23 protein-coding genes and 1 pseudogene are annotated in these 26,146 nt (G+C 41.5%); 19 read left to right on the top strand and 5 right to left on the bottom strand.

Annotation, left to right across the window (positions count from 1 at the left end; all coding sequences use genetic code 11):
- Positions 1 to 97 precede the first annotated feature (97 nt).
- The 8 genes and pseudogenes from VN447_RS03100 (at position 98) to VN447_RS03075 (ending at position 9,703) form a co-directional block, all read left to right on the top strand.
- The gene (locus VN447_RS03100) at positions 98 to 1,393 is read left to right on the top strand and encodes an S-layer homology domain-containing protein (protein WP_325522705.1); all 1,296 of its coding nucleotides are present in this window, start codon (positions 98 to 100) and stop codon (positions 1,391 to 1,393) included.
- A 212-nt stretch (positions 1,394 to 1,605) separates the two neighbouring features.
- The gene (locus VN447_RS23240; RefSeq protein WP_414714872.1) at positions 1,606 to 1,992 is read left to right on the top strand and encodes a helix-turn-helix domain-containing protein; all 387 of its coding nucleotides are present in this window, start codon (positions 1,606 to 1,608) and stop codon (positions 1,990 to 1,992) included.
- A gap of 225 nt (positions 1,993 to 2,217) precedes the next feature.
- Positions 2,218 to 3,390, top strand: coding sequence for a uroporphyrinogen decarboxylase family protein (locus VN447_RS03095; protein ID WP_325522703.1), 1,173 nt, complete (start codon positions 2,218 to 2,220; stop codon positions 3,388 to 3,390).
- Between the two features lie 567 nt (positions 3,391 to 3,957).
- Positions 3,958 to 5,130, top strand: coding sequence for an MFS transporter (locus VN447_RS03090; protein WP_325522701.1), 1,173 nt, complete (start codon positions 3,958 to 3,960; stop codon positions 5,128 to 5,130).
- Between the two features lie 225 nt (positions 5,131 to 5,355).
- Positions 5,356 to 7,413, top strand: coding sequence for a methyl-accepting chemotaxis protein (locus VN447_RS03085; protein ID WP_325522699.1), 2,058 nt, complete (start codon positions 5,356 to 5,358; stop codon positions 7,411 to 7,413).
- A gap of 53 nt (positions 7,414 to 7,466) precedes the next feature.
- A pseudogene (locus tag VN447_RS23235) lies at positions 7,467 to 7,604 on the top strand (hypothetical protein); the annotation flags it as partial.
- 4 nt (positions 7,605 to 7,608) lie between these two features.
- Positions 7,609 to 9,321: an ASKHA domain-containing protein gene (locus tag VN447_RS03080; protein ID WP_325522698.1), complete on the top strand. Its 1,713-nt coding sequence runs from the start codon at positions 7,609 to 7,611 to the stop codon at positions 9,319 to 9,321.
- Between the two features lie 61 nt (positions 9,322 to 9,382).
- Positions 9,383 to 9,703, top strand: a complete 321-nt coding sequence (locus VN447_RS03075; RefSeq protein ID WP_325522696.1) for a hypothetical protein — start codon at positions 9,383 to 9,385, stop codon at positions 9,701 to 9,703.
- Between the two features lie 110 nt (positions 9,704 to 9,813).
- Here the strand turns inward: VN447_RS03075 and VN447_RS03070 are convergent, their stop codons facing one another.
- A complete protein-coding gene (locus VN447_RS03070; protein WP_325522694.1) occupies positions 9,814 to 10,500 on the bottom strand; it encodes a GntR family transcriptional regulator in 687 nt (228 codons plus the stop codon).
- A gap of 229 nt (positions 10,501 to 10,729) precedes the next feature.
- Between VN447_RS03070 and VN447_RS03065 the strand changes: the two genes are divergently transcribed.
- From VN447_RS03065 to VN447_RS03025, 9 genes are all read left to right on the top strand, one after another.
- Positions 10,730 to 12,016: a four-carbon acid sugar kinase family protein gene (locus VN447_RS03065; RefSeq protein ID WP_325522692.1), complete on the top strand. Its 1,287-nt coding sequence runs from the start codon at positions 10,730 to 10,732 to the stop codon at positions 12,014 to 12,016.
- A 7-nt stretch (positions 12,017 to 12,023) separates the two neighbouring features.
- A complete protein-coding gene (gene pdxA, locus VN447_RS03060; protein WP_325522690.1) occupies positions 12,024 to 13,019 on the top strand; it encodes a 4-hydroxythreonine-4-phosphate dehydrogenase PdxA in 996 nt (331 codons plus the stop codon).
- Positions 13,020 to 13,076: 57 nt separating this feature from the next.
- On the top strand, positions 13,077 to 13,952 hold the full coding sequence (gene dapA, locus VN447_RS03055; RefSeq protein WP_325522688.1) for a 4-hydroxy-tetrahydrodipicolinate synthase: 876 nt from the start codon (positions 13,077 to 13,079) through the stop codon (positions 13,950 to 13,952).
- Between the two features lie 15 nt (positions 13,953 to 13,967).
- A complete protein-coding gene (locus tag VN447_RS03050) occupies positions 13,968 to 15,134 on the top strand; it encodes an iron-containing alcohol dehydrogenase (RefSeq protein WP_325522686.1) in 1,167 nt (388 codons plus the stop codon).
- A gap of 138 nt (positions 15,135 to 15,272) precedes the next feature.
- On the top strand, positions 15,273 to 16,667 hold the full coding sequence (locus VN447_RS03045; protein ID WP_325522684.1) for a sodium:solute symporter family protein: 1,395 nt from the start codon (positions 15,273 to 15,275) through the stop codon (positions 16,665 to 16,667).
- A gap of 127 nt (positions 16,668 to 16,794) precedes the next feature.
- Positions 16,795 to 17,976, top strand: a complete 1,182-nt coding sequence (locus VN447_RS03040; protein ID WP_325522682.1) for a sialidase family protein — start codon at positions 16,795 to 16,797, stop codon at positions 17,974 to 17,976.
- A gap of 78 nt (positions 17,977 to 18,054) precedes the next feature.
- Complete coding sequence (locus VN447_RS03035; RefSeq protein ID WP_325522680.1) at positions 18,055 to 18,801, top strand: SDR family NAD(P)-dependent oxidoreductase; 747 nt, start codon at positions 18,055 to 18,057, stop codon at positions 18,799 to 18,801.
- A gap of 35 nt (positions 18,802 to 18,836) precedes the next feature.
- The gene (locus VN447_RS03030) at positions 18,837 to 19,304 is read left to right on the top strand and encodes a YhcH/YjgK/YiaL family protein (RefSeq protein ID WP_325522678.1); all 468 of its coding nucleotides are present in this window, start codon (positions 18,837 to 18,839) and stop codon (positions 19,302 to 19,304) included.
- A 304-nt stretch (positions 19,305 to 19,608) separates the two neighbouring features.
- Positions 19,609 to 21,087 carry an Lsa family ABC-F type ribosomal protection protein gene (locus tag VN447_RS03025; protein WP_325522676.1) on the top strand — a complete coding sequence of 493 codons (1,479 nt, stop codon included), beginning with the start codon at positions 19,609 to 19,611 and terminating at the stop codon, positions 21,085 to 21,087.
- 500 nt (positions 21,088 to 21,587) lie between these two features.
- On the opposite strand, the gene VN447_RS03020 is transcribed toward VN447_RS03025, so the two are convergent.
- From VN447_RS03020 to VN447_RS03005, 4 genes are read right to left on the bottom strand one after another with little or no spacing between them, the layout of a single operon-like run.
- The gene (locus VN447_RS03020) at positions 21,588 to 22,025 is read right to left on the bottom strand and encodes a DUF350 domain-containing protein (RefSeq protein ID WP_325522674.1); all 438 of its coding nucleotides are present in this window, start codon (positions 22,023 to 22,025) and stop codon (positions 21,588 to 21,590) included.
- A 23-nt stretch (positions 22,026 to 22,048) separates the two neighbouring features.
- The gene (locus VN447_RS03015) at positions 22,049 to 23,281 is read right to left on the bottom strand and encodes a glutathionylspermidine synthase family protein (protein WP_325522672.1); all 1,233 of its coding nucleotides are present in this window, start codon (positions 23,279 to 23,281) and stop codon (positions 22,049 to 22,051) included.
- A 5-nt stretch (positions 23,282 to 23,286) separates the two neighbouring features.
- Positions 23,287 to 23,580 (bottom strand): hypothetical protein, encoded by a 294-nt coding sequence (locus VN447_RS03010; RefSeq protein WP_325522670.1) that lies wholly within the window; start codon positions 23,578 to 23,580, stop codon positions 23,287 to 23,289.
- A 10-nt stretch (positions 23,581 to 23,590) separates the two neighbouring features.
- On the bottom strand, positions 23,591 to 24,034 hold the full coding sequence (locus VN447_RS03005; protein ID WP_325522668.1) for a hypothetical protein: 444 nt from the start codon (positions 24,032 to 24,034) through the stop codon (positions 23,591 to 23,593).
- 442 nt (positions 24,035 to 24,476) lie between these two features.
- Here VN447_RS03005 and VN447_RS03000 point away from each other — a divergent pair, with 442 nt between their 5' ends.
- Complete coding sequence (locus VN447_RS03000) at positions 24,477 to 25,019, top strand: histidine phosphatase family protein (protein ID WP_325522666.1); 543 nt, start codon at positions 24,477 to 24,479, stop codon at positions 25,017 to 25,019.
- Positions 25,020 to 25,093: 74 nt separating this feature from the next.
- Complete coding sequence (locus VN447_RS02995) at positions 25,094 to 26,008, top strand: PhzF family phenazine biosynthesis isomerase (protein WP_325522664.1); 915 nt, start codon at positions 25,094 to 25,096, stop codon at positions 26,006 to 26,008.
- Positions 26,009 to 26,146 lie beyond the last annotated feature (138 nt).

Genomic DNA, 26,146 nt, shown 5'->3' with positions numbered 1-26,146 from the left:
CTCTGGGTTGAATCGGATACAATGGAGTTTCCAATTCAATAGTGGGGGGATAATTATAAAAAACAAGAAAAAGGTTACTCTAGCTTTCGCAGCCGTTATGGCGCTTGCTGTTGCCGGGACAAGCCTGGCCGCAACTGCAAATCCTTTTGACGATGTTCCTGCCAAGCATTGGGCTTATGATTCCATTCAGGCCTTGGCCAAGGCCGGTATTGTAGACGGTTTTGGTGATGGAGCTTTTAAAGGCGACAAGCCACTTACCAGGTATGAAATGGCTGTAATCGTGGCTAAAGCTATGTCAAAGTCTAAATCGAGTCAGTTAGATCAAGAATCGCAAGCTGTTTTAGCAAAACTCAAAGTAGAATTCGGCGATGAACTAAAAGGTCTTGGTGTACGTGTTGACAAACTGGAAAAAACGTCACCATCAATAAAAATTTCGGGTAGAGGCCAGCTATATTACGCAAAGAACGATGCTCTAAATGGAAATAACAGCAATAATATAAAGCCTTCGTACATGCAGGAAGAGATTTTTCTTGACATGGAATCTGACGTATCTGAAAATGTAAAATTTAAAGGCACTCTTCAAAAAACTGCTTATAGTAATAGGACAGATGGTGCTACTGGAAGATATTCTTCGGCAGATAAGATTCGTTTTGACCAAGCTGAGTTTTTATGGACAAATAAAAACTATAGCATATCAGCCGGTCGTATTATGCCTTTTTTAGGTCAAGGAATGTTGTGGTGTTGGACGGCTGATGGCGCCTATGCGACCTATGATTTCAGCAAAGTTTCTCTATCTGGGGGCTACGTTGATTTAAATACATATGATGCAGGGGCGTTTAATAACGCTTCAGTAAATGCCGCGATTGCTAATCTAACTATCAAGGCTACAGATAATGTTAATTTCACTGTGGCTTATCTTGATGCTCTTAATCCCCAAGATGTTACCACGCGTTTAGGTTACAATTACAATTTTAGACAGGTTGCCTACGGCGTTAATACCAAGCTGGGTGATTTTACTCTTGCAGCCGAGACCATTAAAAATCATGCTGATAGTCTCCCACATGATGCACAGCGGAGTGGTTGGTTGACAAGGCTGCAATGGAAAGGTATTGACGTTGCAACTCCTGGTAGTTATGGTGTCACCCTAGATTATATGAAGTTTGGCAACTGGTCTATTGACCCAGAGTTATGGGGACACCTTCTAATGGTTACTGGCGGAGATGCCATTGGCGGAAATGGGGCAAAGGGTTATGGTGCAACCGTCAACTACGTAGCTGCTAAAAATATCGACGTATCAGTTGCTTATTATAAACTGAAACCTTATGACAGTAATAAATCGGGCTTTACTTCATACAAAGATCATTTAGGATTAACCACTAACTTTAAATTCTAAGCAAAACTAGGTAAATTAGCTATAGGAGCAATATTTAATTTAGGCATTAGAGAATCGTATGATAACTCCCGACCGAAAGATTTCGGTCGGGAGTTTATAAGTACTCACAAGATGGGTAGCCAAATTATGGGAAATATATTTTCGAGGATAAGGAGAATTGCGCTTAGAAAGACTCGCCAATGTATAAGACTCCTTAGAAATGACTTGAAGTAGTGCAGTTTGTTTTGGAAGAGAACTATACACAACAGGAAGCTGTAAGGCATTTTGGTATAACTAGAGGTCAAATCCAAATGTGGATTGATGCCTATTTGCACCATGGATTAGAGGGGTTAATAGTAAAAAATAGAACTTACTCTGGAGATTTCAAGGTATCCATAATTGAGTATATGCGTAAACATGGTTTATCTGCGCGGAAAACGGCAGCCGAATTTAATATCACTTCATTTACAACGGTTTGTACGTGGCAACGCATATATCTCAAGGAAGGACCGACAGCCCTCTATCTTGACAGAAGAAGCCGTTCTAAAAAACTCCAAAATACTAAGCATGAACTGAATTTTTCACCAGACGCGATATGTAAATTGAGGATTAGGGCATAAGTTTGGACCGTGGCAAGATTTACTAGCAGTTATTTAAATGTTATACTAAATTTGGATTTTTTAATATAGTAAGTGGAGTGTCTCCTATATAGTTACGAAAACTTCTATTGAAACTTTTAGGATCAACGGATGAACCTTGTATTTACCTAGGAGCTAAAGTAAGTTGATAATTAGTTTTATGTAGAGATACGATAGGTTGCTGCAAAGATGGGATGTGCACAAGTAATGGACGCTAAAACTGCTGCGAGTCTCTATGAAGAAAGAATGGGACGTATTAAAAAGGCTCTTAGCATAGAAGAACCAGATCGTGTACCTATATATGGTATGATGGAAGTTACTTGGCCGGTCCACTATGCCGGATATCCCATAAAAGAGGCCGTGTGGGATATAAATACAGTTATAAAAGCACACGAAAAGCTTGCAATTGATTTCGATTTCGATATAATAGATAGATTCTCCTTGAGAAGTCCACTATTTTACAATTCACTGGGGGCTAAAGCTTGGACTCAAGGTCAGAAAAATGGCATTATGCAGCATATTCAAGTAATGGCAATGCAAGAAGATGAATATCCGGAACTAATAGCAGATCCATTTGCTTTTATTGTCAATAAAATACTCCCAAGACTATATACTGAATTAGCCAAACCAGGGCTTGGGAGTGCCCTGGCTTTATCAAAAGCTGCGACTATAATGCGGAATATTACTGATGAGACCGAAGGGGGAATAGAAAAGCTTAAAAGTGAATATGGACTTCCTTGTTTATGGGGTAGTTTAATACACGTACCTTTCGAGGTAGTTGCCAATCAATTTCGAACAATAAAAGGTATGGTAGCGGATATCTGGAGGCGACCGGAACAAGTAGAAGCTGCCTGCGAACAGCTACTACCCTTAATCGTCCGTTTTGGAAAAGCCTGTCAACGCTTGAAGACTAATGAAGTTCCGAGTATTTATGTACCGCTCCATATTGGCTCTTATTTAAGAACTAAAGACTTCGAAAGACTCTATTGGCCAACATTTAAAAAGTTAGTTGAAACTTTTAATTCAGAGGGTTACTCAATAACTATCTTTTGTGAAGGTGATTGGACGAGATTTTATGATTATTTACAGGAACTGCCGCCTAATAAGATTCTAGTAACAATAGAGCAGGCGGATATGAGAATAGCTAAGGAAAAACTAGGAAATAGGATGTGTCTTTCAGGCGGATATCCGTTGGCCTTATTGCAAGGGGGAGCAAAAGAAGAATGTATAAAAAAGGCCAAACAAATTATCGATGCAGCAGCACCGGGGGGCGGATATATTTTTGGTTTTGATAAGACTCTTTTAGCACCTGGTGATGTCAAAATTGAAAATCTCAAGGCAGTAATTGACGTTGTTAGAAAGTATGGAGTTTATAAATAGGTCGAGAGAATGAGTACTATCTACTTTTCAGGAGGAAAGAATTTAATAGTAAGACAATCGAAAGAGCATTGTCTAGATTATTGGAAAGGTATAACTATCCGTTAAACGTATAGTTATACCTTTTATTTGTTCCTTAATTCATACCTTAAATCAAGAAAAATCAAACAATTTGGACATTGACGCGTATAGTGATTGGTGGTAATATATACTTGTAATTACATGTAAATATTTGGGGGTGACGAGTACTTTAGGAAAAGCCTGTTACTAGAAGAACTGTTAATGATTACCCGCAAGGAAACTACTGTCAAGAATGTTTTTGCTACTATCCACATTAATATCGGTTTAAGATATGAAATCCTTATATATTTATAGGTAGGATTTCTTCACTTTTTTGCGGGACGGGCGGAACAAAATTAGAATGCATAGAGAAGCGAAGCAGGCATTAATTGGGGGCCCGGAGGTATCTAAGAGGCGTATTTGATTTCGCGAATGCATCGCATTGCTATTGAAAGAATATGCAGCTAGTAAATCATGTACGTCTAACCTATGAAAGAGGAGAGTGTGTCGATGAGCAATAATTTCTACTTAAAAATGACTATTGCGTTAATGAGTTTTGCATTAATGGGTGATTTTGTTGTTATTCCTGCAATCGGCGGTATTTATTCAGATTTACCGAATGCGAACCCTGTTCTTTTGGATTTTATATTAACAGGACCCATGATGGTTGCCGTTTTGTCGTCAATAATGTCTGGTTTCCTTGCAAGCTATATCAGGAAAAAATCTTTGCTAATTGGTTCTTACATTCTTTTTATTTTAGTAACCTATGGCGGGGCTTTATTAGTCAATATATATTATATAGTCGCAATGAGAGCGCTTGCAGGTTTTGCCACGGGAATGATTGCTGTTACGTCATTAGGATTAATATCTGAGGTGTTTGTGAAAGATGCAGAGCGTAGCTCTATGCTTGGATTATTTAATGGAGTCATGGCAGGGGCAGGGATTATCTTATCCTTTGCCTCGGGTTTTCTTGCTACTAACGACTGGAAAAACTCATTTTACTTATATTTAGCGGGAATTCCAATTGTTTTGATGATGATCGCCTATCTTCCAAAAACACCACCTGAAGGTAAGGGCGAGTCTATAAATAAATTAGTACAGTTTCCATTTCGTCACTTCGGTATGGTGGCCGTCTCTTTTTTGTTGTTCAATGCTCTATATGATATAGTTGCTTACTATATTGCAATCTATTTGGAAGAAGCACAGTTAGGAGATGCTTCTATGGCTGGAGTTCTTAGTTCGTTAGGAACAACCGGGAGTCTTTGCGCTTGCCTTCTTTTCTCGTTGATATATTTGCGGTTTAAAGACATTACACCTGTATTTGCGTGCCTTGTAATGGGGGTAGCTTATATAGTCATGAGTTTTCCTTCAAATATATGGGTTATTGGAATCATGTGCTTTTTATCCGGGGCATCATATGGGCTTGGTATCTCCTATTTTTATATGCACGCCTCTATGATAGTTGAGCCCGCAGTAATATCTATTGCGATGGGTTTAATGGCAAGCTGTGTTTATTTAGGTGTTTATTTTTCATCACATCTTTTAAATATGTATAAGACCGTTTTAAATGTTCAGATTATAGCACCAACATTTTTGTATATTGGCATAACCTTAATTTTTCTTGCAATCCTTGTATTTATTTCTATAACAAAATCAAAAGTATCTCAACCGGTTCATATTTGATTTAAAATATATCGCATTAGTATTCGTGTCGAAGTGTTTCTTGATAAGAAAGAATGGAATAAAGTAGCTGATCGCTTTTAAGCAAGTTGATAATTTAGTTACAGGTAGCATCATCCACCTTTTCGAGGTAATAAAACTCCTGCCCCCTGTGACTTGAAAGGATTTATAATAGTTGAGTATTCACAATAATCTAGTTGGTTTATATATAAGAAAGGAAGTTGGGGCATGAAAAGCATAAAATCAGTTCTTGCTTTAATGATCGCTGGTGTTACCTGTATTATTTTTGTTGCTCAAACAACACTCACCCTCACGCAGTTTAACAAGTTTGCCACAGACAAAATCCAAAAAGAACTTCTACTTCAGACTGAAAATGAAGCGTACTCAATAAACATTGCTTTTAAAGAAGCCGCAGATGGAGCACTCGCAATCAGTCATTTAGTCAGCTCGCAAAATCAACTAGATGAAGCTGTTCTCGTTGAATTTTTAAAAAAGTCTGTGGCTAATAATCCCAACTTCTTCGGAACGGAGATTGCTTTAGAACCAGGATATAAACCCGGTGTCAAATATTATTATCCCTGCGTAATAAAAGATAAAAGCGGTAAACCGGAGTTAACTTGGCAGTATAGTGACGGAAGTTATGACTATTTAAATGCGGATTATTATAAGAAAGCTATGGAAAGTAATAGGACTATATTATATTCGGAACCAAACCCTGATCCAAGCGATCCTGAACTTATTTGGATTAGTTGTTTTACGCCAATTGTAAAAGACGGACGAAAGGTAGGTATCGCTTCAATCGATTTAACTTTGGGTGGCTTTGAAACTCAACTAAATAATATAAAGGTTGGAGAAAGTGGCTACGCGTTCGCCATTGATAAAAATGGTTTTTTCCTCGGTAACTACACAGGGAAGAGTGAAGTTGTAAGGAAAAAGCTTTCCAATAAAATTACTGAAGACTCCGATCCAGAATTAAAGACATTAGGTAATACTATCCTTGCCAGTGGTAAACCAGGTATTGCAAAACTGATAGGTCGAAATGTCTTTGCCGTGTACTCGCCTATAGGTGAAACTGGATTCACTTTGGTTTTAATGTACCCCATAAGCGAAATCAATGCGTCACTAATAAAATTACTATATTCTAACGTTGTTATGATCGTTATTGCAATTCTTTGTCTGGTAGGACTAATGACCTTTATAGTCAACAGACGAATCATTAATCCGATAGTTAATTTATCGGCTGCCGTCGAGCGGGTATCTAGCGGGAATCTTGAAACCTTTACTATAGATTATAAAAGAAACGATGAAATTGGAAGAACGGTTGTGGCGTTTTCAAAAATGACCGATAATTTGAGAAAAATGACTATGCAAATCAGTAAAGTCTCGGAGCATGTTGCTACTACGAGTCAACAACTGCATAGTGCATCTGAGCAATCTTTCAGTGTAGCATCCCAAATAGCCGATATTACTGAGGAGCTTTCGACCCATTCTTTGCAGCAAGAGGAAGAAGTGGGTAGAACGATCACTTCTTTGCAGGAAATGTCGACCGCAATTAATCATGTAGCTAAAACGGCCAGTGAAATATCGTCTATGTCTATGGAAGCCACACAAGTAGCCCGTGATGGTGGCTTGGTGGTAACTACGGCAAATGAGCAGATGAAATCTATAAGTAAAGATGTCGGACAGGCTGCCCAAGTAGTAGGCAATCTCGGGGAGAGCTCAAAACAGATAAGTGAAATCGTTACTGTTATCAGTACTATTGCGAGCCAAACCAATTTGTTGGCGCTGAATGCCGCTATAGAGGCCGCCAGAGCGGGTGAGCATGGGCGAGGATTTGCTGTTGTAGCTGATGAAGTGCGCAAGCTCGCAGAACAGTCGCAAGAGGCTGCGCATAGAATTGCAGCTATGATCAGCGAAATTGGGAGAGAAACAGATAATGTTGTTGCAGTTATGCAGATTAGTACACAGGAAGTAACGCGTGGGGCCGAAGTGATTACTTCTAGCGGGGAAAATTTTAGGAAGATTATAGAGCATGTACAGTTACTGAACGTTAAAATTCAGGAAATCACTGCAGCTGCTGAAGAACTTAGTGCATCTAGTGATAGTGTGTTGGCTTTTGCGGAAAGGGCCGGACAACGAACGACTGAAACGACAAACAGCATTCATTCTATTTCCGTATCAATGGAGGAGCAGGCGACTTCTATCAACAAAATGGCGGGTTCTAGTGAAAATATGGCTTCCATGGCTGAAGAACTTAATCTCCTTGTTCGGCAATTTAAAATGTGATGAGGATATCAAGTTTACTATGGACATTTACAGCATGAAAGAAGGTATATACAATGGACCAGGCATCTACGGAATATAGTTTAATGATCGAGGGTGAAGACAGGTGTCTTCCATGTAAACAAGATAACACAGTGTTACGTGCATTAATTAACGGAGGAGTTTTTTTAGAAGCCAACTGTGGTGGTAAGGGCACATGTGGTAAATGCAAGATCCATGTTCTTAAAGGTCTGGTTGCTGGTATCGATGGAACTCAGCTACAACCTAATAAAGATGGTACATATGGCATGTCAGATTTATCCGCAGGGAGACATTACAATTCACCTGAAGAAAACACAAGTGAGCCCAAAAGGCCAAGGACTTGATCTATTGGTTACAACAGGAGCCCCTTTGCTGAGAAAAGTTGTCCTAACGCCCGAGTACCCTACTGTAGATAACCATTACTCGCTCCAGGAAATGATCAGGCAGGCTATAGGCGTTGGAGAAACAACTGCCGGTGTTTTGGCTGATCCCGCAATGATCAGCAGTACCACCCTGTTGCGGCGATTAAGTGAAGTGGTGGAAGCGCAGCCGGCTCATATTACCTTAACATTGCTTGATGGCAATGTAGTGGCAATAGAAGCCGGTGATACTTCGGGCGTACTGTATGGTGTTGCTTTTGATATTGGGACTACAACTGTTGTAGGAATGCTAGTTGATATCAATGAACAGAGAATCGTTTCAATATGTTCTAAAAATAATCCGCAAGCCACGCTAGGTGCGGACGTAATTTCCCGTATTCAAGCCACGTATGATCTGTTGGGCGGGTTAGAAGGACTATCTCAACTTATTCGCGGCTGCCTAAATACGATCATAAGTGAGCTTTGCAACTCAGCCGGTATTAAAAACTCGGATATTTATGCCGTAACTATCGCGGGTAACTCGACCATGACGCATCTAGTACTGGAAATTTCTCCGTCCACTTTAGTGAGAAAGCCGTATGCGTCCTTATTTAAGTATGTGGCACCGCTATATGCCAAAGATCTTGAACTTGAAATACATAACCAGGGCAAAGTTGTAGTTTTACCGAATATCGCCAGTTTTATTGGTTCAGATACAACAGCTGCCATTTTAGCGGTGAATCAGGATATTGAACTAGAGCCAACCCTGCTGGTTGATTTAGGCACGAATGGCGAGATGGTTATAAGTGCTGGCGATAAGTTATATGCGTGCTCTACGGCAGCTGGACCCGCCTTCGAGGGAGCGCATATGCGTGACGGGATGCGTGCAACTGAAGGCGCTATCTCCGATGTCGAAATTTCAGAACAGAGTATCTCCTTTGCCGTTATTGGCAATACCCAGCCTACTGGTATATGTGGATCAGGGATGGTAAAGGCGATTGCGCAATTGTTGAAAGCTGGCTTAATAGACGCAAGTGGACGGTTCCGAAAGCCTGAAGTTTCCAATGTTTCCGCAAACCTTGCACAGCGTCTTATCAACCAGGGGGATGGATGGGAGTTTGTTCTTGTCGAAGGAAAAAACACAGCAAGCGGGGCAAACATTTCTATTACGCAGGCAGACATACGTCAGATCCAACTAGTGAAGTCATCGATCTGTACGGGTATTGAGTTCTTAATGAAAGAGCTGGGAATCGAAGCCGATTATAAGGTGTGTCTGGCTGGTGCCTTTGGTAATTATGTTGATATTGACAGCGCTATCAATATCGGAATGTTGCCCGGGGTTACAAGCGAACAGGTTTTATCTGTCGGCAATGCAGCAGGTACAGGCGCTGTACAGGCGTTATTGTCTTCAGACAATCTACAACGGTGCTTTACTATTGCCAATAAGGTTAACTACATTGAATTGGCTGCGCAGAGCGATTTTCAAAACAGGTTTCTAGCAAACCTTAGATTCCCAGTGCCTGGTTCATAAATAATCATTAAGTTGTGGCTGAAAAGAGGATTATTTAGAATCTACTATCTTTACGGGGGGGATGAATACGCAACGTGATGATTCAAACGGCAATTTGTTGGATGCATCAGGGGAAGGGCAAAAGCAAGTTATTTCCTCTAAATCCGGTCATTGTAACATGGCTGAAAATATAAATCTTTCGCAGCCTAAAGTAGTGGTCAAAACAGAGGATATGGAGCATTTGATTGCATATAGTCTCCAAATAATTCGCAGCGAATTGCGTGAAACTAAAACTAACAATCAGAAACTTGCTGAGGTTGTTGAAAAAATAGTGAATATCGCCAGAGATATTTGTGCACTGGCTGAGTATGAACCGCCCACCCTGAGAAAAAATAAAGAATAGGACAGCGAGGACTCAGAAATAGAAGGGCTTAATCCATAAAATTAAAAAAATCGAACTGGAAGAACTATTGTTCTCTCAGTTCGATTTTTTTATGGACAATTAATTAATTTCTAAATCTGTCCGCCACTAGCCGCTAATTGCCTCATCAAGCGGTCAATTGAATCCTTAAGATGTAATCGGATTGATGTTTCCGCATTGGCAAAATCTCTATGTTTAATGGTATTAACAATGGAGTAGTGTTGGCTGATTGCACTGATAACCATTTCTTTGGTGATTAGTGCATGTTCTACCGCTAGATAGTGATAATTCATGAGACCAGAGTATATTTCGACGTTTCTTTTATTACCGCCTAATTTTATAAATTCTAAATGGAATTGCAAATTATAATCGGACTTTAGATAGGTTTCCAGTGGACTCTGCTCAATGAGCGCAGAAGCCTCACCTAAGATGTTTTCTAAGTCTTTCACCCTTAATAAAAACTCTTCCGCGGATAACGCTTTGAGCTTTTCAAGGACCCACAGCTCGAGCATTAAGCGGGTATCCATAATATCAAGTATATCATCTACTTCAATAGCATTAACAAATGTACCGACTTTGGGAACAGTTTTGACAAGACCATCTTTTTCCAAACGGTTTAGGGCGTCACGAATAGGAGTACGGCTTACGCCGAGCTGAGAGGCTAGTTCAGGGATGGAGATCTTTTGGTTGGGCTTAAATACCCGCCGGACAATTAGATCTTTCATAAGTTCGTAGGTTTTATCTAAAAGGTTTGAATTGTCAAGTCGTGATAGATTCATAATGATTCCCTCAATTCCTGTGAGCGTACAAACTGATATGATGTATATAACATGATATTAGAGCAAAAAGGTAACTACTGTCAAATATATTTTGCTTTCTCTATTTTCTGATTTTTATCATTTTTTAATATTGACAGATACTACTGATTCGATTAATATAAAGATGTTATATGTTGTATACAACATATAACATATAAGCGACAGCATTAATGAGAGATGGAGGGGTGGTATGCCCAAAATTGCCGTCATAGCCGATGATTTAACAGGTGCAAACGATACCGGTGTTCAATTTTCCAAATTTGGTTTGCGTACCACGGTGTTGCTTGATGCGATAAGACAAAACCTGTTACCTCACCATACAGATGTTGTTGTTTTAGACACAGACAGTCGGGCAGTTTTAAGCTCAGTTGCTTCAGATCGGGTTAGCAGCATTTGTCAGATGCTGCAGGAACAAGACGTAGATAGCCTATATAAAAAAATTGACTCAACCTTAAGAGGTAACATAAGTGCCGAAGTTTTGTCAGCCTATCAAGAGTTCAAGCCGGTTATTACCATTATCGCACCAGCTTATCCTCAGACTCGCAGAGTGACCGTAGGCGGATATCAATTGTTAGAGGGCCTGCCCATATCCATGACTGAAGTTGCCCGCGATCCGCAAAGACCGGTGCCTGAAGCCTGGTTGCCCAAGCTTTTAAAAGCCGGAACCGGACGTGAGGTGGGAGCCGTCCCGTTACACATTGTAATGGAAGGCGTAGCTAAGATACAGGACGAGATTTCGAGATATCTGTCCAGGGGTGTTGATTGGCTGGTATTTGATGCAGTGTGTGATGAAAATCTGCGGCATATTGTAGAAGCGGCATTACCTTATCAAAAGATACTTTGGGTTGGTTCCGCAGGATTGGCCGAACATATTCCCGGAGTATTTGGCTGGAGTAATGACGATCAAAAAATTCTACCGCTGAATTGCACATCAGTATTAGTAGCAGCAGGCAGTGTAAGCACAGTTACCCAAAAGCAAATCCAGCATTATGTGGAACAAACGGCTGCACTTAACCTTATGGTAAACGCAGTAGCAGCAGTATTAACTCCTGCAGATGAAATTAAAAGAATAGTAGCTGCAGCAGTTCCATTCCTAAAACAAAGAGATTTAGTGCTTTCTTGCTCTAACAACCGGCAAGTAATTCAAGAGGCCATAGAGGCAGGAAAAAGTATTGCATTGGATGCTAGCCAGGTAGGTGCACAAATTGCCTCCGTGCTGAGTAGTGTGGTTGAGAATTTGGTCAAGCTGGGAGTAGATGGCCTCTTTCTGACAGGCGGCGAAACGGCTGTTAACTGCTGCCGAGCATTAGGAGCTAGTGGTATCGAAATTGTAAGGGAGGTAGCTGCCGGTATTCCGTTAGGCTGTCTAGCTGGCGGTTCATTTGCCGGGTTACCTGTTGTTACCAAAGCAGGTGCTTTTGGCGAATTTGATGCTATAACCAAAGCGGTTGGTGCGTTAAAAGGAAAAGAGGAGTAGAGCAACTATGAAACCTATATTGGGAATTACCATGGGTGATGCGGCTGGCGTTGGTCCTGAAATTATTGTTAAAGCCTTAGCAGATAAAACAATGTACGAATTGTGTCAGCCAGTGGTCATCGGTGACAAAAAAATACTGGAGAGAGCCATCCAGGTAACCAAAGTCTCTTTGAAGTGCCGTGCCGTGGAACATACTGCAGAGGTCGGCAAGACGTTTGGAATGGTTGACGTGTTTGATTTGGATAATCTTCCTGGTGACATTCCTTTTGGTGTGGTCGACCAGCGCTCCGGTAAAGCAGCCTATGAATATATTGCACAGGCTGTCAAGCTTGCACTCCGAAATGACATACATGCTATTGTAACAGCTCCTATTAATAAGGAAGCCGTAAATTTAGCAGGCTATCATTTCCCCGGTCATACCGAAATTCTGGCCCAGTTAGGCGGGGCGCAAAATTATGCAATGATGTTGTACAGTGAAGCGCTTAAAGTTATCCACGTCACAACCCATGTTGCTTTGCGCAACGCGTGCGAACTAATTACAGCCGATAGAGTGCAGCGCATTATTGAGCTGGCAAATAGCACTATGAATTTAATTGGCATAACTGAACCTAGAATCGCTGTTGCGGGTCTCAATCCCCACTGTGGTGAAAGCGGACTGTTCGGAGTAGAAGACGAGGAGCATATTACTCCGGCGATTATGGCTTGCAAGAAACAAGGAATCAATGTCAAAGGTCCGATTGCGCCGGATACTGTGTTTTACCGGGCTGCAATCAAAAAAGAATTCGATATTGTTGTCGTGATGTACCATGACCAGGGCCATATTCCGTTAAAGTTGCTGGACTTCCACAATGGGGTAAATGTTACTGTTGGCCTGCCGTTTATTCGCACTTCAGTTGATCATGGTACGGCATTTGATATCGCTGGTAAAGGTATTGCTGATAAGTCAAGTATGATTGAATCAATAAAGCTGGGAGCTCTCATGGCTTCTTCAAAGGTTAAGTAGTACAAACTGCGTTCATTAATCTAAAGATATGACATAAACAAGAGAGAAGGCGCTAGGATGTTTAAACCACAAGGTATAATTCCGGCAATGGTCACTCCCATGACCCAGGATGAACAGATCAATGAGAAAGAACTTCGGGCACAAGTCAACAGGATGGTTGCCGCCGGGGTTCATGGGTTGTTCTGCCTGGGCACCAACGGCGAATTTTATGCACTAAGTCTGGAAGAAAAGCTCGAAGTGATTAGGATTGTAACCGACGAGAACAAGGGGCGGCTGCCCGTGTATGCCGGCACCGGCTGTATCACTTCCCGAGACACAATATATTTGTCGCAGAAAGCCAAGGAGCTTGGTGTTGACGCGCTTTCCATTATAACGCCGTACTTTGTCGCTGTATCGCAAGATGAAATCTATAGTCATTATAAAGAGATAGCTGAAGCAGTAGCGCTTCCCATTGTCCTCTATAATATCCCCATGCGCACAGGCAACAATATTGAGTATAAGACATTACAGCGGTTGGCGGAGATTGAGAACATTGTAGGTATTAAAGACAGCAGTGGTAACTTTGACAATATGCTGCGGTATATAGAAGAGACAGCAGGCAGCGTAGCTGTGTTATCAGGGAACGACTCGCTGATACTATCGGCTTTGATGGCAGGCGGTACAGGGTCTATCTCAGGTATAGCCAATCTGTTTCCCGAAATATTAGTCAAAATCTACGAGCTTTGGCAAAAGGGGGATATCGAAGGAGCAAAAACCGTACAAGGCAGCCTAAGGCCAATAAGAGATACTTTAAAGCTTGGAAATCCTAATTCTATTGTCAAGCGCGCCATGAACCTCCTGGGCTATCAGGTAGGACCTGCGCGCAGGCCGGCTGCCGGCGTCAGCGAAAAGGCAGATGAAGCAATCCTTAAGGCGTTAGAGTATTACAAATAAGAAAGGAGGAACAAAATGAGTTATACAGCAGAAACTTATTCGCTCCTGAGTGTTGGCAAAATTGTTGCGGGACCAAACAGTATCGAAGCAGTCAAAGACATAGCTGTAGATACCGGGGTTCAAAAGGTCCTGATTATTACGGATCAGGGCGTATGGAACGCAGGACTAATTGATAAGCCTATGTCTATATTGAAAGAGCAAGGCGTTCAAGTAACTGTGATAAACAGCACCCCGCCTGAGCCCGATGTGGAACAAGTCAACCAAATATTTCAAGAAGCAAAAGCATCCGATTGCCAAATGATCATCGGGATTGGCGGCGGCAGCTCGATTGATGTGGCCAAAATTGTCGCAGTTATGCTGAAAAATGATGTCTCGCTCAGAGAACTGCTGAAAGCACCAAAAATAACAAAACGGGGCATTCCGACGCTGATGATACCTACAACTGCCGGAACCGGGGCCGAGGTAACGCCCAATGCCATCGTGCTTGTGCCTGAAGATGAATTAAAAGTAGGTATTGTCAGTGAAAAAATGATGCCTGACTATATCATACTTGACCCCTTAATGACACTAAACCTTCCTAAAGCGATAACGGCGTCAACCGGGATGGATGCTTTAGCACACGCTATTGAATGCTATATTTCTAAAAAAGCTAATCCCTTTAGCGATACCTTTGCCTTAAAGGCAATCAATCTCATAGCCCGCAGTATCCGTACGGCCTATAACAACGGGCAGGATATTGAGGCTCGCCATGATATGCTGCTTGGTGCCATGCTCGGAGGTCTATGTATTGCTACTTCCAGCACTGTTGCAGTTCATGCGTTAGCATATCCGCTAGGCGGTAAATACCGGATTCCGCACGGTTTGTCCAATGCCATCCTGTTGCCCCATGTTATGAAGTTCAATATGGATGCCGCCGCGGAAAAATTCAAGAATATGGCCGTTGCTATGGACTTAAAGGTTGCAGGACTTTCTGCGCATCAAGCGGCTGAAAAAATGATTGAGAACCTATATTCTTTAATTAGTGATTTAAATATCCAGGTAAATCTGCAGGAAAAGGGTATCAGCGAAAATAATATCGACTCTATGGCAGAAGCTGCTTTAAAAGTAACACGATTACTAAATAACAATCCCAAAGCTATGAACAAGGATGACATCAAAGCTATTTACAAGAAATTATTCTAATCCTGATAATTGGTGTAAGCCCCATTTGATATTTATGCTACTGGATGCCAAGTCCGGTTGCGTAAATATCTACCGTATTACTAATTTTCAAAATTTACAACAAATATAAACTGCTAATTATTATGAAGGGGTGTAAAGATGAAAGAATTTAGCTATATGGATACTGTCATTATTGTTTGTATGATAGTCGCGTATATTGCGTTTACTTCCTGGTTAACAGTCAGATTGCGCAGTAAGAACTCCGAGCAGTTTATGACAGCCGAGCGGTCTATGCCGGCAATTGTTGTGGGTATCTTGCTTATGTCGGAATTTATTGGGGCCAAATCTACCGTGGGTACCGCCGAGTCAGCCTTTAAATACGGTATAGCCGCGCACTGGTCTGTGCTGGGTGCAGCGATAGGTTATTTTCTGTTTGGCTTATTCATGGTAAAAAGGTTATATGGTTCAGGGGAGGTTACCATTTCCGGGGCTATAGCGCAAAAGTATGGTAAATCTACAAAATATGCCGTTTCCATTATTATGATGTATGCATTGCTTCTAGTAAACGTCGGTAATTATATCAGTGGTGCAGCAGCCTTATCCACGATATTAAAAATTCATCTGCCGACTGCTATGTGTATAATTGCGGTTGTCAGCACATTTTATTACGTGTTTGGTGGTATGAAGGGTGCAGCGTATGTAACTCTATTACACAGCTTCCTCAAATACATGGGTATTGCCATTATCTTGGGTGTGGCTTTGACCATGACCGGTGGTATCAGTCCGATGGTGGAAAAAATGCCGGCCTTCTATTTCACCTGGGATGGTAAAATAGGTGCATCGACCGTATTGGCGTGGGTCATTGGTACTGTTGGTGCTATATTCTGCACCCAGTTTGTGGTACAGGCTATCTCTTCCACTAAAAGTGCTGAGGATGCCAAAAAGGCCACCATGTATGCAGCCCTGTTCTGCCTGCCGCTGGGATTTGCCCTGGCTCTTATCGGTGTAGCCGCTAAATATCTCTTCCCGCAAATGAATGCTCTTTACGCCTTGCCAGTATTTATGCAGTATATGAGTCCGTATTTAGCCGGAATTGTGGCCACTTCCCTTGTGGCCTCAGTATTTGTTTCCGTCAGTATGGTTGCTTTGGCGATTGCTTCTCTGGCCATAAAGGATTTCTATGTACCACTCTACAACCCTTCGCCGGAAAAAGAATTCAAAATGACCCGTATCTTATCTGTGATTATTGGTTTTATACCGTTGATTTTTGTTTTCTTTGTGCCGGAGATTCTTAAGTTATCCTTCTTTACCCGCGCAATCCGTTTATCCATCTCAGTAGTGGCTATGATTGCTTTTTACCTGCCCTTCTTCAACAGTACCCGTGGTGCTAACTTAGGACTTCTGGGTTCAGCGGTAGCGACAAGTGCGTGGTTTATGCTGGATAATCCATATGGTATTGATAACATGTATATTGCTTTGATTTCGCCGGCAATAATTATCGCAATTGAGAAATTGTTTTGCAAAAAGGAAGTCAAGGCAGAAGCTAATCCATAACTCCCTGTAGCCAATCATGACAGCTCTGCCTGGGTGAGATTGCAGCCTAGGCAGAGTCAGTCAATCCCTTCTCTTGCTACCTTAAGGTATAAATAAATTTTAATTAAATTGCAAGGAGTGATTTATCTTGAGTAATATTGAGGATAAAGTTAATGGTAACTTATATCAAGTCGCTGAGAGTGCAGGCAGAGTAGAGGCCTATGTGCCGTCAAATTGTCCGCAAAACCATGCCTCGAATATTACGCCTTTGGCAAACGGCGATCTATTATGTGTGTGGTTTTCCGGCACACAAGAAGGTATTGCCGACATATCTATATATATGTCCAGGCTAAACGCCGGCGAGACGAAATGGTCGGAGGCAGTCAAGCTGTCTGAGGATCCGACAAGATCGGAGCAAAATCCCATACTGTTTCCCGCTCCTGACGGCAAGCTGTGGTTATTATATACGGCGCAGAAGTCAGGTAATCAGGATACCGCCATTGTCAGATACCGGATATCTGAAGATAACGGGTATACCTGGGGGCCGATTGAAACTTTATTTGATACCCCGGGTACCTTTATTCGTCAGCCTGTTGTTGTTCTGGATAATGGAGAATGGCTTGTTCCCATTTTCTATTGCACGGTAACTCCCGGTAAGAAATGGGTGGGAGATGATGACACCAGTGCTGTAAAAATTTCCGCAGATAGCGGCAAGACGTGGACTGAGTACCCAGTGCCTAACAGCACCGGCTGTGTGCATATGAACGTCGAAAAACTATCGGATGGAACTCTGCTGGCCCTGTACAGAAGCCGCTGGGCTGATAACATTTATATGAGCCGCTCGGAAGATAACGGCAGAACCTGGACTCAGCCTGTTCCTATAGAGCTTCCCAACAACAATTCATCCATTCAGTTTACCAAGCTCAACAACGGGCATCTGGCCATCGTGTTTAATAATATAAATGCGGAAAAGTGCACCGAGCGCAGAGCGTCCTTGTATGATGAGATTGAGGATGAAGAGGAACAAGTGACACCGGCGCCAGAACCGGAAGAGAGCCGGCCTAATCAAAAGACAGCCTTCTGGGGCGCGCCGAGAGCACCGATGACTATTGCTATTTCAGAAGACAACGGCAATACCTGGCCTTACATCAAAAATATTGAAGTGGGCGATGGCTATTGCATGACCAATAACTCCAAGGAAAAGTTAAATCGAGAGTATTCTTACCCGTCTATCAAGCAAACTCCTGACGGAAAAATTCATGTCACCTTTACCTATTTCAGGCAGGCAATCAAGTACGTCTGTGTCTCTGAAGACTGGGTAAAGGGATAAATGACAGATAAAAAGCCTTCCTTAGAAAAATAGGAAAGGCTTTTTATCTATCGGGAGAAAATCGTGAGGAGGAAAAGTATGTTGTTAGCAAATCAGGTAGCCATTGTAACAGGTGCAACCAGAGGGATTGGGAAATCTATAGCTTTATCGCTGGCGCAAAATGGAGCGTCTCTGGTAATCAACGGAAATAATGAAGATTTATTAAAGCAATTGGCTGCGGAAATCGAGCAACTTGGTCAAAAGTGTTTGCTTCAGTCAGGCGATATTGCAGATCCTGACACTGCCGCAAAAATTGTGAAACAGGCAATGGACAACTTTGGCCGGATTGACGTGCTTGTAAATAATGCGGGAATTAATATGCGTACGCCGACTTTGCAAATGAAATTGGATGAATGGAAAAGAGTAATGGATGTTAATCTAAATGGAACTTTATACTGTTGTACGGCTGTTTTGCCGGTAATGATTCAACAGAAATACGGCAAGATTATAAATATGTCTTCAACTACCGCCAAAACCCCCCATCGAAATGCATCGCCTTCTTATGGAGCATCCAAAGCAGCAGTCAATTATCTGACACAACATTTGGCATTGGAAATGGCAAAGCACAATATATGTGTTAATGCAGTTTGTCCCGGTCCCGTAGAAACAGATATGAGTACGCAGTGGTCTGACGAATATCGCCAGCAAGTGTTGGCGAGAATACCGCTGGGTAAAATGGGGACAACGCAAAATGTAGCTGATGCTGTATTGTTTTTAGCCTCAAGCATGTCTGATTTTATAACAGGGGAAACAATTAATATTAATGGCGGCACATATATGAATTAGCTACTTTAGTGAAAAAAGAAAAGGTGATAATGACTATGATTATAGGCTATTTGTCCAACATGAAAGAAGAGATGAAGCTATATCCGGTTGCTTTAAGAGAAGGGCTTCGTTTTCTTATGGAAACTGATCTTGCTTCATTAAACATGGGGCGTCACGAGATTCAAGGCAGTAAACTTTATGCGATGGTTTCAGAGTACGAGACTCAGCCTAAAGAGCAGCGCCGGCCAGAGATGCATGAAAAATATATAGATATCCAGTATATTTGTTCCGGAGAGGAAATGATAGGCGTTACGCCAGCAGCGGCAGTTGGTGAAGTAGATGAAAATATTTTGGCAGAACGGGATGTTATTTATTACAGAGGCTGTGCTGACGAAACCGAGATTATTCTTTCTAAGGGAATGTTTGGGGTGTACTTTCCCTGGGAGGCCCATAGACCGAATTGTGCCGTAGGCACGAAACGCTGTAAAGTACGAAAAGTGGTAGTGAAAATAGCGGTAAACTAACTCTTCATCCCAGGCTTGGTATGTTTTGATTGTTGAATTCTGAAAAGCAGTATGATATAGTATTTACAACTAGCGTGATTGGAGTTGAAGAGATGTAATTTTTCTTGCTATTATACAGCATAACAAAATTATGGGAGCGGAAAATGCCGCTTATTTTGTTGTGCTATGCAAGAAAGTTACTAATTCTTTTCACTCAAAGAATATATCCTCGTCACGCCCAATTATTGGGCTTGGCTTTGCTGTATTTATGAGCTGCAAGAATTGACTTTCTTGCAGCTTTATATTTTTATACAGGAGGATAATTATGTCTTTAATAAACGTTACAAATCTGACCTTTGGCTATGACGGCAGTTATGATAACATATTTGAAAACGTGAGTTTTCAAATAGATACAGATTGGAAATTAGGCTTCACAGGAAGAAATGGTAGAGGCAAAACTACATTTCTTAACTTGCTGCTTGGTAAATATGAATACAGCGGTACTATTTCGGCCAAAGTAAACCTCGAATATTTTCCGTTCGAGGTAACTAACACAGAAAATGACACCATTGATGTAATTGACAACATCTATCCAGACTACCTTCTTTGGCAGGTTATGCGTGAGCTTTCATTGCTACAAGTTTCCGAGGACGTTTTATATCGCCCTTTTAATACACTTTCAAACGGAGAGCAAACAAAGGTGCTGCTTGCAACTTTGTTCCTTAAAGAGAATAGTTTCTTGCTGATTGATGAGCCGACGAACCACCTGGATATGAATGCAAGAAAAATTGTCAGTGACTATCTCAGCTCTAAACGTGGCTTCATTTTGGTATCTCACGACAGAGCATTTCTTGATAACTGTGTAGACCACATCCTTTCCATTAACAAAACAAATATTGAAATTCAAAAAGGGGATTTTTCGTCTTGGTGGGAAAATAAAAAAATGCAGGACAACTTTGAGCTTGCAGAAAACGAAAAACTCCGCAAAGATATTACACGCTTGTCATCCGCCGCCAAACGTACATCGGATTGGTCGGATAAAGTGGAAAAAACAAAGTTGGGTACAAAGAATTCAGGTTTAAGGCCGGATAAAGGTTATATAGGTCACAAGTCCGCAAAGATGATGAAACGTTCTAAGGCAATCGAAGCAAGGCAACAATCAGCTATTGATGAGAAGTCAAAGCTTCTCAAAAATATGGAAAGCTCTGAGAGACTAAAAATTTCCCAACTTAACTTTCATGCAGACCGCCTTGTAGAACTTGAAAATGTATCTATATTCTACGGCGAAAAGACAGCTTGTGAGCGCGTAAGTTTTACAATTGAGCAGGGTGACAGAGTAGCGCTTTGCGGTAAAAACGGCTCAGGAAAGTCGAGCCTTATTAAGCTGATTTGCGGAGAAAACATCACTTATACAGGCACTTTCAGAAAGGCAAGTCAGCTTAAAATATCCTATGTTTCGCAGGATACCTCTCACCTTAGGGGCAACTTAACCGACTATGCCACAGATAATGATATTGATGAAAGTCTTTTTAAGGCTATTTTAAGAAAACTTGATTTTTCAAGAGTTCAATTTGAAAAGGACATATCTGATTTTAGTGGTGGGCAAAAGAAAAAAGTGTTGATTGCAAAAAGCCTTTGTGAGAAAGCTCATTTGCACATCTGGGATGAACCACTTAATTTTATAGATGTTATCTCACGCATGCAAATAGAAGAATTACTGCTTGAATACTCACCAACTATTCTATTTGTGGAGCATGACAGTGAATTTTGCAAAAATATTGCAACAGAGGTTTTAGAACTTTAATTTTTGGTGCGTCGCTCTAAAATAGCAGTTCATACTAATTAGCGTGAAGTAAACTTATTCTGTAGGGACGTAACTAACTAAATCCTGCACCGTTTGACCCGAGACGGGAACCGTATCATTGGTAACGGCGAAAAGAGGCCTCAACCCTTGTGCAATCAGGGGTTGAGGCTATTCAATAGGACTGCTATTCGGTTGAGTTTCTAAATCTATAAGGGACACCGGGGACGTTCCTTATAGATTTAGAAACTCTTGCTATTATGCCACGAAATAATCCGGTTGCTCGCTCAATTTGACGAATAGACAGGCCTAAAAATCCTTTTATCTGACGAATTAGGAAATCACGCTCAGGTTTAGACCAGCCAACTATTTCATGAAGTTCGCGTCCCGCTGTACACGTCCCCTAATGTCCTGTTATAAAGGTATTCACGGATATGAATACAAGATATTGGATGTGAGATAAAGCCCCAGGCCCGCGATAGCGGTTTTTTTATTGACTCAGTTTAGTAGCTGATTAATGAGGCTAGTAAAAAACCTATAGAGATGCTGAGAAAAGCAGATAAGATGCCAACCGATACATTACCTTTTGGAATTTCATTCGTCACTTTAAAAGGTGTGACCAATTCATACAGATAGAACAGTATAACTTGTGCGCCAATCCCAATACAACCCCAAATGGTCAAATCGATAATATTTACAGAATGAAAAACTGCCGAAGCCAATACTAGAGACAGACCAAGAACCTTACCACCTAACGTATATGCTGCTGCTTGGGCTGATGCAAATTTGCGCGGATCATTAATTTCGTCTCCATCACCAATAAGCTGGAACTCTTTGTAAGGAGTAATTGCCATAAAGGCCGCTATACCTATTCCCAGTAACGGTAATGAAACTTCTAAGTATAGAAGAAAATTTGAAATGTTCGACCATTGACCTCCCATTGATTTCTCCTCCTTTAGCTTTTTCACACTAGTCTTACAGGTAAAAAGTAAGATAAATCATCGGTTATCTTCCCACCCACCCTAGCATTAACAGCCGAGGCTTTACCGCCGATAAGAAATGATCCCCATACAAGCGAACCATCATAATGGCCGGTTACTGTCTCAACCGTAATTTGCTCTAACTCAGCATATTCTTGATAAATCATATTTTGCTCCCAATAACACCCACTACCGTCTTTGTCGATTACTGTACCATCTGAGTTATAAATGGTTACAGCGCCACCCTCCCGTCCCAAGACAGGTTTGACTACGTACGGCTTCCGGCCTTTTAAGCCGTTTTCCAAATAAGTCGGCAGCATATAGGCTGCAATAGTGTTGTGCTCGTCAGAGGTAAAGTACTCTTTACTTTCATGAAGCAGCCAAATGAGCGCCTGCGTTGCCTTAGTTTGTGCTAATAATGCCCCAGGTTGGTTGATTACCGCTAATTTTTTCCTGGCAATAAGATCTAATACGTGTTCACCTGTTGGGTATCCGTCCTGGTCGGTTTCTTCACACATGACACCAAGTGGATGCAAACGGTACAAAACATCAATGGGTTGTAACTGCCCATCTGTTAAATGCCACAACCGGTCCTGATAGATTCTTAAATTCTTAAGTGGCGCAAACGAGGCCTCTAGGCCTGAATGGTTCATGAGAAATCGGGCTGTTCCTGCATCCTCCTCATGCCAGTCAAGGGCACTAAAGACGATATTGTCGGTAGCGTAGCCCAATGCCTTGTATTCATCCACAATTGCACCAAAGGCCGCAGTAAAATGCCTGGCCAGCCCTGCATTAACATCAGTATAGCCGTAATACTCGCAGACCCTACTATTGAGATAATAAGCTTCAACAACCCCGCCTGGGGTGTCGCTGTTGAATTCCAGCATTTTTAGTCCTGACGATGTCCTGACAAAATCAAATCTCCCTATGGTTGTTGGCCAATGCGGCATAACAGGAATACGCACAGCAGCAAAAGTTTTTGCAGGAATATCCAGTTCTGCCAGCAGGAGAATACTGCCCTGCTGCAGCGTCCTGACAATTTTGGCAAAGATACTGCCTAATTGTTCGGTAGCGTAAGCCATTTCTTCTAGTTCGCCGCGAGATAATTGGCAAGCGGCAGCTAAAGCGTATTCTTGTCCATACATATAATCCCAGGTGAAAACATTTTCTTGCCTGATACGATTGAATAATTTTTCTCGGTCTTGCCGGTAATCCATGGCTGCTATCCTCCACCGCCACTACTGTGACTGCCGATGCCGCCCTTAGGTGATGAGGCTGTTGAAATATGCCCAGAAGAGCTGTCTGAAGAAGAACCAGTACCTCCCCCATGACTGCCGAAGTATCTGGTGCCTGAAGAACTTGACGAGCTTGACATGGATGCACCGTCGACATCGCAATATCCGTCCTTGTTGGCATCAACATGGGTGTGGGTAGTATCGTCCAGCATACAACCAGGAGTAAAGGTTAGGACGGCAGCCAAAAACAGCCCCAGCACTTTTTCATCTTTAGAGCCCATACTTCCCCTCCTAATTTGCAGGTATAGCATAAAAAATATATACTTTACGATCCTCATCAATCTCAGCTGAAGTCTTTTGCCACTCCTGACCTAGCCAATAGACAAAATCACTTTGTAAATAAAGAAGCATTTCTAAATTACTCTTCATGTCTAACGTAGTAATTACCGGATAGTAACTACTATTCTCAACATACTGCCGCAGTTCTAGCCGCAGTTTTCCACCGTTGTTGGGCGGCTGAGGCAGGCTTTCATCCTGTACAACCGCTTTTTTTACATAGATAACGTAACGATCTGCTTCGACGGCTCCAGACGTTTTTTCGTAGGTCACGGCCTCTTTAACAAAATAGTCACAGGCCAAGCGTGCGGCAATTTCTGTCTGTTCAATACCATCATAGTAGTAGAGTACAGGAAAGCCTTCTATTTCATCAAATAATCGATATTCCAATCTAGCCATTGATACCACCTCCTGCCTAAAATGAATCAAAAAACTTACATAATATGTATACTGTAAATGGTTACTATTGGTAGCTAGATTAGTAAAATAATATGAGTTATATTCTCCAAATGAGTCCATAATCCTATATAGTAAGGACCTATTCTATTAGAAATTCTCTGGCAATAGAATCTTAAATAATCTCACGGTAACGACGAAAAACTCCTGTCAATTTCGGTTTGGCAGGAGTTAATTATTATAGTGACAAATATTCTTTTGTTATCTTAATGCAATAGAGAGCGGAATCCTTGATAAAAAAGCCAAAAATGAAGTTTTGAAGTTTTGGGGATTGTCAGATTAGGAAAAACAGGTGGAGTTTACTTGCATTGTGCTACAATGATAATATAAGCATTGTAGTAGAGAAAATTTTGAAATTATTAGCTGGATGGAAGCGGAGAATCTTATGAGAATTGGGCTGGTACGGCATTTTAGAGTGGATTGTCCCCATCAATACCTGATGACTGATGAAGAATTTAGGGAATGGATAGAAGCGTATGACTGTTCTGTAATAAGGATAGCGGATATGACGGTTGATACGTCCCGCTGGGAGAAATGTTATTGCAGTGATTTACCGCGAGCAGTAGCAACGGCTCGACATATCTATAACGGCAGTATTTCTCAATCCGTGTTACTTAGAGAAGTACCTATTTCGCCAGTTTGCACATCAAGGATAAAATTGCCCTATGTATTATGGTTAGTTTCCGGCAGATTAGCATGGCTTTTTTCGCATCGCTCCCAACCTGAGACAATAAAACAGACTAAAGATAGAGTTAAGCGATTCGTTGCGGATATTAAGACAAAACCAGAGACGAGTGTACTCGTAGTAACGCATGGTTTTTTAATGCTGCAGATTCAAAAGGAATTGAAGGCGCAAGGGTTTCGTGGCGATAACTTCACAGCAGCGAAATCTGGAACGATATATGTATTTGAAAACGATAAATGTTAAGCTATACAGGTTTTACAGAGAAGGTTATGGCAGCAGATTTCTTCATTATAACAAAAAAAATTGGAGGGCTTGGTATGCTGAAAAAAATAATTCCCGTTATTCATACTCTAGTTTTTAGTGCTGCGCCTGGGGGTGGTAATCCATGTCCAGTAGTTTTTAACTGCGATCAATTTACTAGTGAACAGATGAGAGTTCTTGCTGCACACTACATGGAAGAAACCGCTTTTGTTATTCCATCTGAAGAGACAGATTGTGATGTACGGTTGCGATATTTTGTGCCCAATCATGAAATGGAAATGTGTGTACACGCGACAATGGGCTCGATTGCGGCGCAGGCTCATAAATCATTGCTTGAAAAAGCGGAAGTCAAAGTTGAGATTCCTATAGGAAAATTATCGGCGTTTTGGGAACAACATGAAGATCACTACGAAGTGACTGTTGAACAGTTTTTGCCTCAGTTTGCTACTGATAATCCAAAAATTTCTCAGGTTACAGCCGCATTAAATATAAGTGAAAAAGCCATTGCGCTCGAAATTGGCCCTATTCAGTCTGTATCAACATCCAGGGCCAAATTAATGGTGCCGATAAAGGATAGAAAGACTTTGGACTCATTAACTCCGCATTTTGAAGACTTATGGAAACTTTGCGATGAGTATAATACGACTGGATTTTATCCCTTTACTATTGAAACGTCACAAGGGAAGACTGTTATTTATGCAAGGCAATTTCCTAAAAGAGCAGGTTATAATGAAGACGCCGCAACTGGTTTGGCTGCAGGTGCCTTAGGGGCTTACCTATCACAATATGAGGTCGTAAGGCCGAAGCTAGATGGTTGCCACACATTCGAAATCCATCAGGGATATGCAATGGGAAGACCGAGTGTATTATATGCTGAAGTAATGAGTAAGAATGGGGAAATAACTGACGTAAGAATCAAGGGTAGGGCTGAAATAACTGCCGAGGAATTACTCACTTTTCCCTTTAAGTAACTCAACTTTCGCAGAGAAAAAATCAACCTAATCCCTTGAATTGATTAGCACAGATGGCGACAGAAAATATGGATTGACACAATAGAAAAACACCCCAATGTCTGGTAAAGTGAAGTTGCTAACACAACACTACCATAC

Origin of the sequence: Sporomusa sp. (genome assembly GCF_035561155.1) — a bacterium.
Lineage (GTDB): Bacteria > Bacillota > Negativicutes > Sporomusales > Sporomusaceae > Sporomusa.
The sequence above is the reverse complement of the archived record's forward strand: the minus strand, read 5'-3'. Positions and strand labels throughout refer to the sequence as shown.